We start from the raw sequence: 15,933 nt of genomic DNA on the forward strand, positions 1-15,933 counted from the left end.
CGGTACAGACCACGATGCGCACAGGAATCATCGGTTTGGGCGACCGCAGTGGCCACCTGGTCACCGCCTTTCACACCATCATCCCTAACTGCCAATTCGTGGCCTATGCCGACCCTCAGCCTGCGCGGCTGGGGGCCTTGGAGGCCAAGGGCATTCCCATGGGGCAAGGCTATGCCAGCCATCTGGACATGCTGCGCCAGGAGCGGCTGGATCTGGTGATCGTGGCCTCCCCCAATCACCTGCATCTGGAGCACATCCGCGCCTGCCTCAATGCCGGGGTTCGGGTGTTTGCTGAAAAGCCGGTGGTGCGCACCGAAGCGGAGTCCTTCTTGCTCATGGACTTGCTCAAAGTCCACGGCCGTGACGCCGTGATGGTGGGCCTGGTGCTGCGCTATGCCCCGCTGTACAAGGCCTTGATGGCGGCGCTGCGCGCGGGCCAGCTGGGTGACGTCTTGAGCCTGGAGGCCGCCGAGCACATCGCACCGGAGCACGGCGCCTTCTTTCACCGCGACTGGCGCCGCCATCAGGATCATTCGGGCGGCTTTATGCTCGAAAAGTGCTGCCATGACCTGGACATCTACAACAGCGTCATGGGTTGCCGGCCGCGGCGCGTGGCCAGCTTTGGCGGCAAACGGCACTTCGTCGCGGCACGCCAAGCGCTGGAAAGCGACCCGGTCTACCACCAGCGTCAATCGCGCTGGGGTGGTGGTGAGCGGGCTTTTGGCTCGGACTCGGACATCGTCGATCACCAAGTCGCCCTGCTCGAGTATGAAAACGGCGCGCAAATGGCCTTTCACACCAATATGAACGTGCCCGACGAATACCGGCGGTTTTGCGTCGTTGGCACCGATGGGATGGCGGAAGGCGACTTCGTGCGCAACTTTCTCAAGGTGCACGATGCCCGCAGCGCGGCCTGCCTGCTGGATACCAACTTTGCGCTGGGCGACCCCACGGTCTCGATTCATTACGGCGCGGAAGAGCTGATGGCCCAAGAGGTGCACGAGCACCTGCACCTGGGGCAGCCCTTGCCGGTGTCCGTGCTGGACGCCCTCACGGCCGGTCTGACCGCCATCAAGCTCGACGAAGCGCGCGTGATGGGTCAGGTCTTGGATTTGTCGCCCATGTGGGATCGCTTCGATGCCTACGCCCTTTGAGCTCCCACCCAAAGACTGAACGCCATGCACACTTTTGACTGGATGATCATTGCCGGGTTTGTCCTGGCCTCCGTGGGTTTGTCGCTGTGGCGTGGGCGCCATGCCGGGAAAAGCGTGGGTGAGTTTTTCATTGCGGGCCGCTCCCTGGGCTGGTTCATGGCAGGCACCTCCATGGTGGCCACCACGTTTTCGTCAGACACCCCGCTGTTCGTCGCGGGCGCGGTGCGCCAGGATGGCATTTACGCCAACTGGATTTGGTGGAGCAGCGCGCTCGCTACCCTGGCGTCGATCTTCTTCTTCGCCAACCTGTGGCGGCGCTCGGAAGTGACCACTGAGGTGGAATTGATCCACCTGCGTTACACGCGCAGCCCGGCCTCCAATGCGCTGCGCCTGTTCAAAGCGGTGCTCGATGGCGTGGTGATCAACGCCATGATCATGGCCTCGGTCACCTTCGCCGCCATGAAAGTGGCCACGGCCATCATGGGCCTGTCCAGCACGCCGCAGTTCACCCTGCCGCTGCTGGGTAGCGTGACGCCGGTGATGCTGGTCATCGCCGTGCTGGGCACGGTGGCCGTGGCGTATTCCACCGTCACGGGTTTCAATGGCGTGGTCTATTCGGACGCCATGCAGTTCGGCCTGGCCATGCTGGGCGCGATGGTGCTGGCGGTGGTGACCTGGCTGGACGTCACACAGCAAGGGCCGTTTGCCGAAGTGGTGTTGGCCGCCGCTCACGACAAGCCCAAGCTGCTGCACATCTTTCCGGAGGTGGAGGCCTCGCTGCCCTTTGCCACCTTTGTGATCCTCATCACCGTGTCCTGGCTGCCGCTGGCTCCCGGCACGGGCTACTTTTTGCAGCGGGTGCTGGCCTCCAAAACCGAGCGCGATGCCGTGCTGGGCTTTTCCTGGTTTGCCTTTTGCCACTACGTGCTGCGCAGCTGGCCGTGGATTTTGGTGGGCGCGGCCTCGGTGGTCTATTTCCCCGCGCTGACCGATGCCGAAAGCAGCTATCCGCTGATGATCAACCACATGCTGCCCTGGGGCCTCAAGGGCTTGATGGTGGCCTCGCTGCTGGCGGCGTTCATGAGCTGCATCACCAGCCAGCTGAACTGGGGCAGCTCCTACATCGTCAACGACATTTACAAGCCCTATGTGGCCCCCGGCAAAGCCGAGCGGCACTATGTTCGGGCTGCGCGCCTGTCCATGCTGGGCCTGGCGCTGGTGACCGCACTCATCATCCCCAGCCTGCAAAGCATTTTGGGGGTCTACAAATACCTGGGCGTGGTGGCCACGGGCTCGGCGGTGGCCTTGATTGGCCGCTGGTACTGGTGGCGCATCAATGTGTGGAGCGAGATCACCGGGGCCGTATCCGGCGTGGTGGTGGGCAGCCTCTTGTTTGTGATCTGCCCCGACAGCCCGGGGCAAGACCTGTTTGCCATCCGCCTGCTGCTGAACCTGCTGATCTGCTCCGTGCTGACCTTGGCCGTGGCCTATTTCAGCAGCCCCGCAGAGCCAGATGCCCAGTGCCAGGCCTTTTACAAGCAGGTTCGCCCGCCAGGGCCAGGCTGGGAGCGCGTGCGGCGCATGCCAGGCATGCCCGCCTCGCCCGACCACTTGCGGGGCGCCGCAGGCCGTTGGGTGGCCGCGGCAGCCCTGCTGTACGGCGCCTTGCTGTTTCCAGGCTTTGCCCTGCTGGGCCAATGGCCCGCGGCTGCGGCCTGGCTGGCGCTGGCGGGCCTGGGCGGCTTCACCCTGTGGCGGCTACACACCGCGCCCCGAGTGCCCGCGCCTGGGCACGTCACCGAACCTTCCCACTGAAAGGACGACCATGAAATTCAAAGCCTGGATGCATGCGCTGGCGACCTCGCGGCGCTGGCCCTTGATGCTGGCCGGAGCGCTGGGTGGCCTACTGACCGCTGGGGCGGCGTGGTCGGGCACGGATTGGGACATTCCCAGCGACAAGACGAAGTTCCACGTCTTCATCATCGGCGGGCAATCCAACGCCTCGGGCGTGGCCCCACTGGAGGCGGGTGATACCAACCCCGTGCCGCATGTGCTGCGCATCCCCACGGTGGGCAACCTCGCCTGGGGGGCCGCCGCCCACCCCTTGCACAACCGGCTCAGCTCCGACCAATTCGGGCTGGGTTTGGATTTCGCCCGGCAATACATGAAGACCCACCCCGGCGTCACTGTGGGGCTCATTCCCGTGGCTTGGGGCGGCGCGCCGATTTCGTATTTCGCCAAGGGCTCGGTCACCTATCAAGACATCATCACCAAAGTGAACTTCGCCAAGCAATCCGGCGTGCTCAAGGGCATGCTGTGGCAGCAGGGCGAAAGCGACACCGTGTACCAAAGCCTGGCGGACGCCTATGAAGCCGCGCTGCACACCTTGATCAGCAACATCCGCGCCGACACCGGCGAGCCCAACCTGCCCTTTGTGGCCGGAGAAGTGGGCTCGTTCTACGGCGCGCCGGACGACCCCGAGCACCTGCCCAATATCAGCCGGATTCGCACGCTGCGAGGCATCTTTGCGACCCTGCCCAGCAAGGTGTCTTACACCGCCTTCGTCAGCAGCGCGGAGCTAGGCCACATCGGTGACCACGTCCATTTCAACCGCGCCAGCCTCATCACTTTGGGCCAGCGCCATGCCGACGCCCTGGCTACAGCCAAGTCCCAGCGGCCCGCGATGATCACGCCGTCGAGCATTTCCCTGCAGGCCAGCCACGAGCTCAACCACAACGGCAGCTACTATGCGGTGAGCCACCTCATCGATGGCAGCGGCCTGAGCAGCAGCGCCAGCGTGACCAACGCCGGCACCGTCACTCACAGCTCCAGCTTGGCCAACACCTGGTGCACCCTGGAGCAGACCTTTCCCAACTACGTGAGCTCCAGCGCCAACCCGAACCCGGTGTTGGTTGCCACGCTGCCCACGCTCTCCAACATCCAAGCCTTGGTGACTTGGGGCTATGGCGACGGCGGCCCGGGCAGTGGCAATTCGGCGGCGAAATTCCTGGTGGAGTTTTCCTCCGACCAAGGGCAGACCTATCCGCTGTCCGAAACCGTCAGCACCACACATTTGCTGCAAAGCGCCTCCCAGACGCTGCAATTTCGCCGCAGCTATCTGGCCAGCCACATCCGGGTGACCGTGCTGGCCAATGCTGCCGGTCTGGGCCATGGCGGCTCTGGCGGCGACCGCCACTGCATGAGCGAGCTGCGCTTTGTGGGCTACGCCAGCCAAGCCAACGCCAGCTACAGCGTCATCAAACCCAGCAGCATTTCCCAAGATGTGGGCAGCTCAGAGTTTCCGCTGATCAACATCATCAACGCCAGCGGCCTGAACGCCGAGCCCACGGTGGGCGGCCTCAATGGCAGCAGTCATGTGCTGGATGGCGCCAATGTCTGGGCCACTTGGTACAGCCCACCGCAGTACTTTGACGGCAGCAATCCGAATCCCCGCATGACCCTGACCCTGCCCAGCGCGCAAACCCTGGAGGGCTTGATTCTGTGGGGCTACGGTGGCATTGCCAACGCGGCCACCAATTTCGATTTGGAGTTCTCCGCCAACGGCGGCACGACCTGGTCCTCGAGGGTCACGGTCAACACCACATCGGAGCTGGGTTTGGCCTGCGAGGTACTGAGCTTTCCGGCCGTGCGTGCCAATGCGGTTCGCATGACGGTGCATGGCAATGCCCGCTTGCGTTCGCAGGGCAGCCAACTTGGCGGTGACCGCGTGGGCATCAGCGAAATCCGCTTTCTGGGACGGCCTTGAAGGCCCTGGGCACATCGCGCCCATCCACTCTTTTAGGAGACATCTCATGACGTCCATTCGCACCCACCTGGCCGGCACCTTGGTCGGCCTCGGCATCTGCGGCATCGGGCTGCCCGTCGCGTTGGCGCAATCCGCAGGGCAAGGCCAAGTCTCGGTGTACGCCAACGATCTGATCACTGACTCCGGCTTTGAATCCGGCGCGTTGACGGCGTACAAAAACAGCGCCTATGCAGTCATTTCAACCGACGCCTATTCGGGCGGCCGATCCGCCAAGCTGGCGCGTAGCGGGGGCTGGGCTTCGGTGTCTCAACCTGTGACCGGGCTGGTGCCGGGTGCCGCCTACACCGCGGTGGTCATGGCCAAAACCAGCGATGCGGCCATGCCCCTGTACTTCACCTCCTCCCAGTCGCCCAACGGCCCGGATGACACGATCACCATGGCCAGCAACAGCTGGCGAACGATGTCGGTGGATTTCACGGCTTCGTTTGCCAACGAAGGGAAGTCCTACGTCTATTGCTCGGTCTATGGCACGGCCACGGGGGCGGGCTATTGCGATGACATGCATGTCTACCGTGTGACGCCGCTGCCCGTGGCCGACTCCGGCTTTGAAACCGGCACGCTGAACCTCTGGACTTACTCGGCCGGTGCCGAGATCGACAGCAGCATCAAACACAGTGGCAACTATGCGGCCAAGATCAGATCTGGGGCGCTGGGTTGGGTTTCAGCCGGCATGGCCGTCAAGCCGCGCACCAGCTATATCGCCACGGCATGGCTGCGCACGGGCGGAACGGCCACTGTGGCACTGGAGGCCAGCCTGACCCAATCCAGCGGCTGGATTTCCAGCCCCGCCCTGGCCAGCCCAAAGGCCGGTGAATGGTTCAAGCAAACCATCACCTTCACCACCGGCGACAGTGACGACAACCTGCACCTGTACTGCGGCAACAGCCAGCTGGGGGGGGATGTTTGGTGTGACGACTTTCAGCTGCGGGAGCTGGTGCCCAACCACCAGTCCGGCTCCGCCTCGGTTCAAAGCGCAGCTTTGACGCTCAAAGCCGGGCACCTGTCGCTTGGCGTGGACGCCAGCGGCACGGTGGTCAATCTGGTGGACCAACGCAGCAAGCTCAACTATGTCGCGCCGGGTAAAACCGCGCCCTTGATCAGCCTGGTGATTGACGGCAAACGCGTGGCCCCAAGCAGCGTGGCACGCCACGCCACCGATCCTGAGGTTTGGGTGTTTTCCAACGCCGAATACGACTACGTTGTCCACGTTCGGGTGCATGAAAAAACCGGCTACGCCAAGCTGACCTTGGAGTATTACCGTGCGTCGCGGGGCGACGTTCAAACCGTACTCTGGGGCCCACTGGCCAGCACCATCAAGGGTCGGGTTGGCGATGCCGTGGGCCATGTGCAAGAGGGCAACTTCACCCTGGGGCTCAAGCCATTGAACGCCAAGACTGAAGCCGGTTGGCCCAGCGATCAAACCGACGTGGTCGGGTTTGCCGACATCGTGCACCCCATCTTCTTGCAGACCTACCACGCCTGGGCTTACCAGGCGGCCCAGGAAACCACCTGGGGTTCGGTCCTGCGCGCCTTCACGGTGGACTACACCAAGCCGCGCACCCGCACCGTCTTTTGGCCTCAGTACCCCGAATGGGGGCCTCCGAGCACGCGCCAAATCCCTCTGGACGTTGACAACGCCAATGGCGATATCTTGTACTCCACCATCGCCCTGTACGGGGCCGACAGCGATTCGGTGATGACCACCTTGTCGACTATTGCCAAAAACGAGGGCCTACCCTATCTGACCCTCAATGGGCAGTGGCACAAGGTGGCCAGTGGCCGCTCAGACTCGCACCTGGTCTTCTTTGATTTGGGCCAGTCCACCATGGACACGGCAGTGCGAGTCGCCAAAGACATGGGGCTGAGCCGCGTTTACTCACTCAACGGTGCCAGCGGCCCATGGCAGAGCAATGGCAGTTACGAATTCAATTCGCAGTTTGGCAGCAGTGACAGCGCGGCGGCCACCATCATTGCCGGCGCCAATGCCCAAGGTGTGAGTGTTGGCATGCACACGCTGTCCAACTTTATCGACAACCATGACCCGCTGGTCACCTCCTCACCACCCAGCCCTGACCTGGCCATCGGCCCGCGCGCCAGCCTGACGCGGCCGCTGAATGCCAGCAGCACCACGCTGTACGTCACCGACAACAATTTGCTTGATCCAAATTTCCGCGGCAAGCGCCTGCGCGTCGGCAATGAGTTGCTGGACGTCACCGGCAGCACACTGAAACTGGGCAACGAGATTCAGATCTCAGGCGTCACCCGAGGGGCCTTCGGCTCCACGGCCGCCAGCCATGCGGCGAACACCCAAGTCTCGCGACTGCTGGTGAACGAGTACGGCGGCTTCTCGGGCCAGCTGGCATTGAATGAATCGATCGGGCGGCGCATTGCCAACCTCTACAACCAGGCCAAGGTCGGCTACCACAGCTTTGACGGCCTGGAAGAAGCCGGCGCGACCGGCTATGGCGCGCGGGGCTTTGCCTACCACGTGAACCGTGGCTTTGTGGGCAATCTCGCCAGCAAGGACGGCGTGCTCACCGAGGCCAGCCAGCTCAATACCGGCATTTGGGACGCCATCACCCGCATCAGCTGGGGTGAGGTGGGCAAAACCTCCCCCGAGCAGCGCGTGCGCAACCGGCTCTTCTACACCGCCAACCTCATGCCCAATATGCTGGGTTGGATCTCGTTTGACAGAAACCTGACCCTGCCCACGCTGGAGCAAGTCCAGGCCGAGGCGGCTGGTGCCGATGCCGGCATCGGCTACCAAACCTGGGTGGCCAATGTGGGCGACAGCAGCTGGAGCAACTGGCCGGTATTTTTTGCCGCGGTGAAAGAGTGGGAAGCCGCCCGCCATAGCAATGCCTTCAGCCCCTGGCAAAAGGCCGAGTTCCTGGACCTGAACAAGTTCTGGAAGCTGAGCAAGATCACCTCAGGCAGCCAATGGAAGCTGCGGCAAATTCAAGCCAATGGCACGGCCGCAGGCGCTGAAGTGACGGTCTCTGCCCCCGCCGCCATGGTCAGCAACAGCCCACTGCCCAGCGCCAAGGTGGGTGCGTTTTACCAAACCACCCTGCGGGCCAACACGCCGCTGATCTCCGCATGGGCCGTCAGCGCGGGATCGCTGCCCCCTGGGCTGAGCTTGAACAAAGACACCGGCGGCCTGATGGGCACCCCCAGCACGGCGGGCAGCTACAGCTTCACGGTGACGGCCACCCTGCCCAACGCCACCACACAGCCCACGCGCAACTTGACCCTTGTGGTGCAGTGACAAGCCTCCCCCCCTGCAAGCAGGGGGCCTTTGATGAACTTCAGTGTTGAAACTCGGCGCAATGTCTTTGCCTATTCTTTCTCGAACCGCCGCGCAGTGGCAGGCTGCACAAGGCAAGCACACGGCCCAAGAAATACATCAACAGCCACACTTGTGGCGCGAACTCAGCCTGACGCTAGAGCAAGCCTGGTCAGCCATCGAGCAGTTTTTGACGCCTTGGCTGAGCACCCGCCAGGCCCTGGTGTTGCTCACCGGCGCGGGCAGCTCGGCTTTCATCGGCGAGGTCTTGGCCGATGAGGCAAACCGCAACTGGCCCTGCGAGGTGCGCGCCGTGGCCACCACCAGCTTGCTCACGCACCCGCACGCTCACCTGCAGGCCGATCGACCCACGCTCTTGTTGTCCTTCGCCCGCAGCGGCAACAGCCCGGAGAGCAGCGCGGCCGTGGCCCTGGTGCGCGCGCTGGTGCGCCAAAGCGGCTTTGTCAATATCACCTGCAACCCCGAGGGCGCGCTGTACCGCGAGGGCCTGGGGCGCGACGACACGCTGAACCTGTTGATGCCGAAGGGGAGCTGCGACCAGGGCTTTGCCATGACCAGCAGCTTCAGCTGCATGCTGCTGGCCGCGCAGCTGATCCTGAGTCCGCTGCCGTGGACCGATCAACAACAAGCCTTGGCCATGGCAGCAACGCAAGCGGCGTCGGTGTTGAGTACCACCGCGCAGGCGGTGGCTCATTTGGCCCACTGGGCCCAAAGCAGCTCACCGCGCCTGGTGGTGCTGGGTGACGGGCCGATGCTGGGGCTGGCACGGGAGGCAGCACTCAAGATGTTGGAGCTCACCGCCGGGGGCGTGGTGGCGCTGTGCGACACCACCCTGGGCTTTCGCCACGGCCCCAAAGCGGTGCTCCATGCCAACACCCTGGTGTTGGTTCTCAGCAGTGGGCAGCCCGACGTGCGGCGCTACCAGCAAGACCTGGTCAATGAATTGAGGCGCGATGGCGTCGCCGGCAAGGTGATAGTGGTGGGGCCGCAGCTGGCCGACCACCCGCCCGTGGACATCCCTTTGCCCGGCCTCCCCCACGGCGAGCTCTGGCAGGGTCTGCTGGCCTTGTTGGTGGCCCAAGCCCTGGCGCTGCACAGCGCGGTGGCCCTGGGCTGTACGCCCGACAACCCCTTCCCCGAAGGACGCGTCAACCGCGTGGTGCAGGGCGTGACCATTTACCCCATGGCGCAGGCCTGAGGTGCTGGGCATGACACACCACACCCTCTTGGGCATGGATGTTGGCGGCAGCAAAGTCGAACTGGTGGCCTACGCCTGCCTGCCCGACATCAACGCACCGCGCCAGCCTCGCATGACGGCGCTGTTTCGCAAGCGCATTCCCACACCCCATGCCGACTTGGATGAATTTGTGCAGGCCATGGTGCAGTTGGTGCAAGAGGCCGAGGCCCAACTGGACCAGCAGGGCTGCGCATTGGGGATCGGGCTGCCAGGCGTCAGAGACCCCAACAGCGAGCTGCAGCGCTGCGCCAATTTGCCGGGACTCAATGGCCAGCCCGTCCGCGAAGCGCTGGTGCAGGCCCTGGGGCGCAGCGGCCCCCTGCGCCGCCCCATGGTGTTTGGCAACGACTGCCAGTGTTTTGCGCTGTCCGAAGCCCTAAGCGGCGCGGCCGCCAGCGCGCCCAGCATGGTGGGCATCATCCTGGGCACCGGGGCAGGTGCTGGCATTTGCCATCACGGGCGGCTTCACTCTGGCGCGCATGCCATGGCCGGCGAGTGGGGCCACACCAGCTTGCCCGCCCGCCTGGTGGAGCGCTACCAACTGCCCACCCTGACTTGCGGCTGCGGCCTGAGCGGCTGCATGGAGACCTTGGTGTCTGGGCCTGGCATCCAGCGCTTGCACCGCCACTTGGGCGGCGCGGGTTGGAGCGCCTCAGACATCGCCACGGCCAGCCTCAACGGTGATGCCACGGCGAAGACCACGCTGGACTGCTTCATCGATTTGCTGGCCTATGGCCTGGCCCAGTGGACGCTCATGGTGGCCCCTGACGCCATCGTGCTCGGCGGCGGGCTGTCCAAGCTGAAGCTGCTGTACGAGGCGCTGCCCCAGGCCATGCGCACGCACCTTTTCCCTGAAACCTGCCCGCCGCAGGTGCTGCCCCCGCGCTTTGGCGACGCGGGGGGCACCCGTGGTGCCGCACTGCTGGCCCTGAACCCCTGAGCACAGCTTGGCCTTGAGCACGCCAAATGAACCATGAACACTTCTGAATCCCTTCTCCTTTCGGTACTGGGCCAACACCGGGCAGGCCAACACCTGGGTCTGTTCAGTGTGTGCTGTGCCCACGACGCGGTGCTGCACGCCGCCCTGGCCCATGCCCATGCCCACGGCTATCCCTTGCTGATTGAAGCCACCTCCAACCAGGTGGACCAATTCGGTGGCTACACCGGCATGCAGCCTCGCGACTTCCATGCCCATGTGCACATGCTGGCAGCGCGCCAAGGCCTGAACCCGCGCCAGCTCATCCTGGGCGGGGACCACCTGGGCCCCAACGCCTGGCAGCACCTGGATGCCGCCACCGCCATGGCCCATGCCCGCGTGCTGGTGGCCGCATATGTGCAGGCGGGTTTCGAAAAGATCCACCTCGACTGCAGCATGCGCTGCGCCGACGACCCCGATCGCCTCAGCGATGAGGTGGCCGCACAGCGCGCGGCCGACCTGTGCGCCGCGGCCGAAGCGGCCCGCGCCCAAGCGCCCCGAGGTGCACCCGCGCCGGTGTACGTCATTGGCACCGAGGTGCCGCCCCCCGGCGGCGAGCGCGGCGCCACGGCGGCGCCCCTGCAGGTAACCACGCCTGAGGCAGCGCGGCGTACCGTGGCCCAGCACGAGCTCGCCTTTGCCCGCCTGGGGCTGCAAGGCGTGTGGCCTCGCGTGGTGGCCCTGGTGGTGCAACCCGGTGTGGATTTCGACCCCAGCCATGTGCACCACTACCAAGCCCAGGCCGCGAAGCCCTTGGCGCAACTGGTCGAGCCATCGCTTGCAACGCTCGGTGGTTGGGGCCACTTGCTGTACGAAGCCCATTCGACGGACTACCAAACCGAAGCCGCCCTGCAAGCCCTGGTGCGCGATCACTTTGCGGTACTCAAGGTGGGGCCAGCCCTCACCTTTGCATGGCGCGAAGCACTGTTCGCCTTGGCTGCCATTGAGAACACCTTGCGCGCCGGGCAAAGCACCTCGCGCCTGGTGGAGGTGCTAGAAGCCTGCATGCTGCGCGAACCCCGCCACTGGCAATCGCACTATGGCAGCTGCCCCCAGCAGCAATACATGCTGCGCCACTACGCCTACAGCGACCGCTGCCGCTACTACTGGGGCCAACCCGAGCTGCAGGCCGCACAAGCCACTCTGATGGCCCATCTGGAACACTGCGACCTGCCCCTGCCGCTGCTCAGCCAACATCTGCCCGCACAATATGAAGCGGTGATGCAAGGCCAGCTGGCACCGCGCGCCAACGTCCTGCTCACCCACCACATTCAGCGTGTGTTGGACCGTTATGCCAGGGCCTGTGGGTTGATGACGGCCAGCGGCCTGGATTCCCGCCTTTCGACATTCGATGCGCAAGCTGCCACGTCATGAGCTCCATCCAAGAACGACGAGAGAGCCTGCTGAAGTTTTTGAGTGCTCGCGGGGACAGCAGGGTCTCCGATTTGGTGAAGCGTCTGGGTGTGTCCGCCGTGACGGTTCGCCACGATCTGAACTTCTTCGAAGAACAGGGGCTCGTCACCCGAAAGCATGGCTGGGTCACGCTCAATCCCTTGGATTCGATCGAAGACATTCGCGAGAAGTCTCACCTCAACCCCTCACTGAAGGAGCGCATTGGCGCGCGCGCGGCGCAAATGGTTAAGCCCGGTGACAACATCCTCATTGACTCAGGAACCACCACCCACCGCCTGGCCGGTCACCTCAAAAACGCCCAGAACCTCACGGTGATGAGCAATGGCTTGAACATCGTCAATGAGCTGGCGCAGGCGCCGGGGGTGCAAATCATTTCGACGGGCGGGCTGCTGCGTTCGCCGTCGCTGACGTTTCAAGGTGCGCAGGCCTATGCCAGTCTGGACGCCTATAGCTTTGACACCCTGTTTTTGGGCGTTGACGGCTTTGATCTGGACTTCGGCATCACCACCCATAGCGTGCTGGAGGCAGATATGAATCGCAAAATGGTGGAGCGCTCACGGCGCACGGTGGTCTTGGCCGACTCCAGCAAATTCGGCCGCATGAGCCTGCACCGCGTGGTGGGGCTGGAGAGAGTGCACGTGGTGGTGACCGACGCTGGCGTCCCCGAGGCTTACCGCCTGGGGCTGCTGCACCAGGGCATTACGCTGATCGTGGTGGACTGAAGCGGGCGCGCCGTTCACCACTCCCGCAGTTTCACGCGCAGCCGCGCAATGGCTTGGCTGTGGAGCTGGCAAATGCGCGATTCGGTGACCTTCAGCACGGCCGCAATCTCTTTGAGATTCATGTCGTGCTCGTAGTACATGCTCATCACAAATTGCTCGCGTTCGGGCAGGTTTTTGATGGCGTCCACCAAGGCCTGGCGCATGCGGTGGTCTTGCAGCTGCGCCAGGGGGTTGGCTTGTTCGTCGCTGACGTGACGGTCGAGGTAGTCGTCGCCGCCCTCATCGCCCGAAATGTCCTCCAGGTACACCAGCTGGGTGCCGCGCACTTTGGAGAGCATTTCCTGGTAGTCGCTCAAGCTCAGGCCCATCTCGGCAGCGATTTCCGATTCCTGCGGTGCGCGCCCCAGCTGCTGCTCGAGCTTGTGCACCGCGGCTTCGATGGAGCGCTGCTGGCGGCGGTTGCCACGGCTCATCCAGTCTGAGCCGCGCAGCTCGTCGAGCATGGCGCCGCGAATGCGCTGGGTGGCGAAGGTTTCAAACTGCACGCCCTGCGAGACATCAAAGCGAGACAGCGCGTCGGTCAAGCCGATCAAGCCGACTTGGATCAAGTCATCCAGCTCCACATTGGCAGGCAGTTTGGCAATCATTTGATGGGCCAACCGGCGCACGAGTGGGCTGTATTGGCGGATCAGCGATGACTGGTCGAGTTGTCCCTTGGCGGTATACATCGTCGTCTCCATCAATTTCCCAATGGCTTTAGTGTGAGGAGCGGCCCAGGGCCACGCTGCCCAGCGCTGTGACATTCACGCGCGGCCGCAGGGGCTGAGCGTGAGCGGCCGCTTCCAATCCCACCGCAGGGGCTGTGGCGTGCAAAAGCTCGCGCGCCAGCTGCCTCAGCGGCTCCTCCAGGGGGGCGTTGGTGTTTTGGCGTGGGTCCATGCAGGCCCAGTCGCGCAACACCGCGCCAAGAAATCCGTCGCCGCAGCTGCTGAGCTGCTCGGCAATGCGCTGCGCCAGGCGCAGCTGGGGCGAGCAAGCCAGCAGCAGGCTGTAGACCATCACGCCGGCGCGCTGGCTCAGCCACTTCATGCCTGCATAGGCGTGAGTGACGCTTTGCACATCGGTGTCGGCCAGCAGCACGGGGCGCACCTCGCGCTGCGCCAGCAGCCGTGCCAGCTCTGCAGCGCTGGCGTGCAGCACCAGGACTTGGCACTGTGGCGCCGCGTCGGCCAGCAGCTCCACCAAGCGCGCGGCCGAGCCGTGGGCGTTGATGTAGCGCATGGGCAGGCCGCGTGCAGCCAAGTAGGACACGCGGGGCGACAGCGGCTCGATGCACGAGGCCAGGTCCACCGCGGCCAGCTCGGGCGCTTCGGGCGAGAGCTCACCGGCGTCCACCACCAGGGTGCGCAGACCCAGTTCAGAGAAAGCGGCGCACAAACCTTCCAACAGCGCACCGCTGCCCAGCACATGGGGGTTGCTGACCACAGGGATGACGCGCATCTGGCGCGAGGCAAAGAGCTGGCGCAGCCCGGCGGCCTGGTCGTGCGGGGGGGGCATGGTGGGAGGTCCTTGGCGCATGGGGGGTGTGGGTGTGAACGTGCTCAGTAAGCGCCAAAGGCGGAACTGACGGCCTGCGCCGGGCCGGCGGCGAAGATGAGGTTGACGTCCGAGCTGTCCATGCGCCAGGCGCTGGGGCCGGTGGGACGCAGCGCGCGCTGCACCAGGGCTTGGGCGGAGAGGCGGTGCCAGTCTTCGGGCACGCGCTGGCCATTGGCCACAGCCAGCACGCGCAGGCGGTGGCGGATCATGGTGTCCAGCGCGGGGCCGAGCTTGACGGCTTCGTCGATCTTGGACAGCACCACGCCTTGCGCCTCGTTGGCGCGCCAGGCGGCCACCACGTCCTCGATGGTCTCGCCCTGCTGCGCGGCGTTGACCAGCAAGAGGCGGCGGATGCTGGCGTGGCCCAACATGTCCAGCAGCTCTTGGGTGCGGGTGTCGCGCTGCGCGGTACCGGCGGTGTCGATGAGCACCATCTTCTTGCCCGCCAGCAGCTCCAGCAAATCTTCCAGCGAAGCGCGGTCGTGTGCAGTGTGCACAGGCACGCCCAGGATGCGGCCATAGGCGCGCAGCTGCTCGTGCGCGCCGACCCGGTAGGCGTCCAGCGTGATGAGGCCCAGCTGCGAAGCGCCATGCTTGGTGGCAAAGGCCGCGGCGAGCTTGGCCGTGGTGGTGGTCTTGCCCACGCCCGTGGAGCCGATGAGGGCGAACACGCCCCCTTGGTCTTCCAGCGGCGCTTGGTCTTCGGCGGTGAGCACATTGCGGGACAGCACATTGGCGGCCCAGGCGATCCACTGCGCTTCTTCGGTCAGTTCAGCCGGGCAGGCGTCGGTGAGCTTGCGCACCAGGGCGGGCGAAAAGCCCGCCTCCAGCAAGCGCCAAGTCAAGCGCGCCTGGGTGGGTTGGCGCTGCATTTTCTCGATGAAGGCCAGCGCGCCAAAGCGCTGCTCGATGAGGCCCTTCATGGAGCGCAGCTCCTGCATCATGTCTTCTTGCTCGCCAACACGGCCGCCCAGGCTGGGCTCGTGCAACAGGGGCTCTTGCAGGCGGATTTCGTCGCGCAGCACGGGCGGGTGGCGCGGCGCGGCAGCGGCCACACGGGGCGCGGCAACGGCGGGCTTGGGCTGTGCTTCAGCGCGGGGCTTGGCGGCTGGCGCGGCAGTGGGCTGGGCGCTGCTGCGGGCGCCAAGCACCTGCATGGCGGCATCAGCGCGCTGGCGCCGCAGCTGCTCCAGCGTGGCCACATCCTGTGCGGGGGTGCTGTGCTGAGGCTCGGAGCTGAGCACGGGGTCGGTGCGGCCTTGTTGTTCAGCCTGGCGGCGGCGCAGCATGCGTTCGCGCACATAGTCCTGGAAGGACAGCGTGCTCATGGACAGGGTTTGCACGTCCTGGTTCACGCTCTGGCTGGTGCTGGGGCTGTTGTTGGCGCTGGGCGCGGCAGCGCTGCTGGCCGGAGCCATGCGTGCAGCAATGCGCTCGGTCAGGCGGGACTTGATGCTTTGGCGCTCCTGCGCAGGCTGGGCCGGTGCGGCAGCGGGTGCGACTGGGCGGGCGCTGACGCGCGGCGCACTGGCGGCCACGCGCTCGATTTGCGACATGCTGTCGGGCGCCATGGCCAGCACTTCCACCCCTTCCGGGCAGGGTTTGGTGGAGAGCACGACAGCGTCCTCGCCGAAGGCTTGACGCACCAGCGTGAGGGCCTCGCGGGTGCTTGGGGCGGTAAAGCGCTTGACGTTCATGC

General features: G+C 64.9%; 11 protein-coding genes. 8 read left to right on the forward strand and 3 right to left on the reverse strand.

The genetic code is table 11. The features are described from left to right. The first annotated feature begins 14 nt into the window (after positions 1 to 14). The 8 genes from ACG0Z6_RS07825 to agaR all read left to right on the forward strand — a co-directional run bounded on the left by ACG0Z6_RS07825 (position 15) and on the right by agaR (position 12,635). Positions 15 to 1,154 carry a Gfo/Idh/MocA family protein gene (locus ACG0Z6_RS07825; protein WP_394460161.1) on the forward strand — a complete coding sequence of 380 codons (1,140 nt, stop codon included), beginning with the start codon at positions 15 to 17 and terminating at the stop codon, positions 1,152 to 1,154. A gap of 24 nt (positions 1,155 to 1,178) precedes the next feature. Then, complete coding sequence (locus ACG0Z6_RS07830) at positions 1,179 to 2,969, forward strand: sodium:solute symporter family protein (RefSeq protein ID WP_394460163.1); 1,791 nt, start codon at positions 1,179 to 1,181, stop codon at positions 2,967 to 2,969. A gap of 10 nt (positions 2,970 to 2,979) precedes the next feature. Next, the gene (locus ACG0Z6_RS07835) at positions 2,980 to 4,920 is read left to right on the forward strand and encodes a sialate O-acetylesterase (RefSeq protein WP_394460165.1); all 1,941 of its coding nucleotides are present in this window, start codon (positions 2,980 to 2,982) and stop codon (positions 4,918 to 4,920) included. Positions 4,921 to 4,966: 46 nt separating this feature from the next. Further along, positions 4,967 to 8,248, forward strand: coding sequence for a carbohydrate binding domain-containing protein (locus tag ACG0Z6_RS07840; RefSeq protein ID WP_394460167.1), 3,282 nt, complete (start codon positions 4,967 to 4,969; stop codon positions 8,246 to 8,248). 151 nt (positions 8,249 to 8,399) lie between these two features. Further along, positions 8,400 to 9,485, forward strand: a complete 1,086-nt coding sequence (locus tag ACG0Z6_RS07845) for an AgaS family sugar isomerase (RefSeq protein ID WP_394460168.1) — start codon at positions 8,400 to 8,402, stop codon at positions 9,483 to 9,485. A 10-nt stretch (positions 9,486 to 9,495) separates the two neighbouring features. Next, entirely contained in the window at positions 9,496 to 10,464 is a 969-nt protein-coding gene (locus ACG0Z6_RS07850; protein ID WP_394460169.1) for an ROK family protein, read from the forward strand. Between the two features lie 33 nt (positions 10,465 to 10,497). Then, positions 10,498 to 11,874 carry a D-tagatose-bisphosphate aldolase, class II, non-catalytic subunit gene (locus tag ACG0Z6_RS07855; protein WP_394460171.1) on the forward strand — a complete coding sequence of 459 codons (1,377 nt, stop codon included), beginning with the start codon at positions 10,498 to 10,500 and terminating at the stop codon, positions 11,872 to 11,874. Beyond that, entirely contained in the window at positions 11,871 to 12,635 is a 765-nt protein-coding gene (gene agaR, locus ACG0Z6_RS07860) for a transcriptional repressor AgaR (protein WP_394460173.1), read from the forward strand. The genes ACG0Z6_RS07855 and agaR overlap by 4 nt, the downstream gene beginning before the upstream one ends. Positions 12,636 to 12,649: 14 nt before the next feature. Here the strand turns inward: agaR and ACG0Z6_RS07865 are convergent, their stop codons facing one another. From ACG0Z6_RS07865 to flhF, 3 genes are read right to left on the reverse strand one after another with little or no spacing between them, the layout of a single operon-like run. Further along, the gene (locus ACG0Z6_RS07865) at positions 12,650 to 13,363 is read right to left on the reverse strand and encodes an RNA polymerase sigma factor FliA (protein ID WP_394460175.1); all 714 of its coding nucleotides are present in this window, start codon (positions 13,361 to 13,363) and stop codon (positions 12,650 to 12,652) included. 28 nt (positions 13,364 to 13,391) lie between these two features. Further along, positions 13,392 to 14,192: a MinD/ParA family ATP-binding protein gene (locus tag ACG0Z6_RS07870; protein ID WP_394460177.1), complete on the reverse strand. Its 801-nt coding sequence runs from the start codon at positions 14,190 to 14,192 to the stop codon at positions 13,392 to 13,394. A gap of 44 nt (positions 14,193 to 14,236) precedes the next feature. Then, positions 14,237 to 15,931 (reverse strand): flagellar biosynthesis GTPase FlhF, encoded by a 1,695-nt coding sequence (flhF, locus tag ACG0Z6_RS07875; RefSeq protein WP_394460179.1) that lies wholly within the window; start codon positions 15,929 to 15,931, stop codon positions 14,237 to 14,239. Between the last annotated feature and the right edge of the window lie 2 nt (positions 15,932 to 15,933).

The organism is Roseateles rivi, from assembly GCF_043555845.1.
GTDB classification, from domain to species: Bacteria; Pseudomonadota; Gammaproteobacteria; order Burkholderiales; family Burkholderiaceae_C; genus Roseateles; species Roseateles rivi.

Coding starts and splice junctions, on each gene's coding strand:
- ACG0Z6_RS07870 (WP_394460177.1), bottom strand. CDS start 14,192: ATGCCCCCCCCGCACGACCAGGCCGCCGGGCTGCGCCAGCTCTTTGCC.
- ACG0Z6_RS07835 (WP_394460165.1), top strand. CDS start 2,980: ATGAAATTCAAAGCCTGGATGCATGCGCTGGCGACCTCGCGGCGCTGG.
- ACG0Z6_RS07840 (WP_394460167.1), top strand. CDS start 4,967: ATGACGTCCATTCGCACCCACCTGGCCGGCACCTTGGTCGGCCTCGGC.
- agaR (WP_394460173.1), top strand. CDS start 11,871: ATGAGCTCCATCCAAGAACGACGAGAGAGCCTGCTGAAGTTTTTGAGT.
- ACG0Z6_RS07865 (WP_394460175.1), bottom strand. CDS start 13,363: ATGTATACCGCCAAGGGACAACTCGACCAGTCATCGCTGATCCGCCAA.
- ACG0Z6_RS07855 (WP_394460171.1), top strand. CDS start 10,498: ATGAACACTTCTGAATCCCTTCTCCTTTCGGTACTGGGCCAACACCGG.
- ACG0Z6_RS07825 (WP_394460161.1), top strand. CDS start 15: ATGCGCACAGGAATCATCGGTTTGGGCGACCGCAGTGGCCACCTGGTC.
- ACG0Z6_RS07830 (WP_394460163.1), top strand. CDS start 1,179: ATGCACACTTTTGACTGGATGATCATTGCCGGGTTTGTCCTGGCCTCC.
- flhF (WP_394460179.1), bottom strand. CDS start 15,931: ATGAACGTCAAGCGCTTTACCGCCCCAAGCACCCGCGAGGCCCTCACG.
- ACG0Z6_RS07850 (WP_394460169.1), top strand. CDS start 9,496: ATGACACACCACACCCTCTTGGGCATGGATGTTGGCGGCAGCAAAGTC.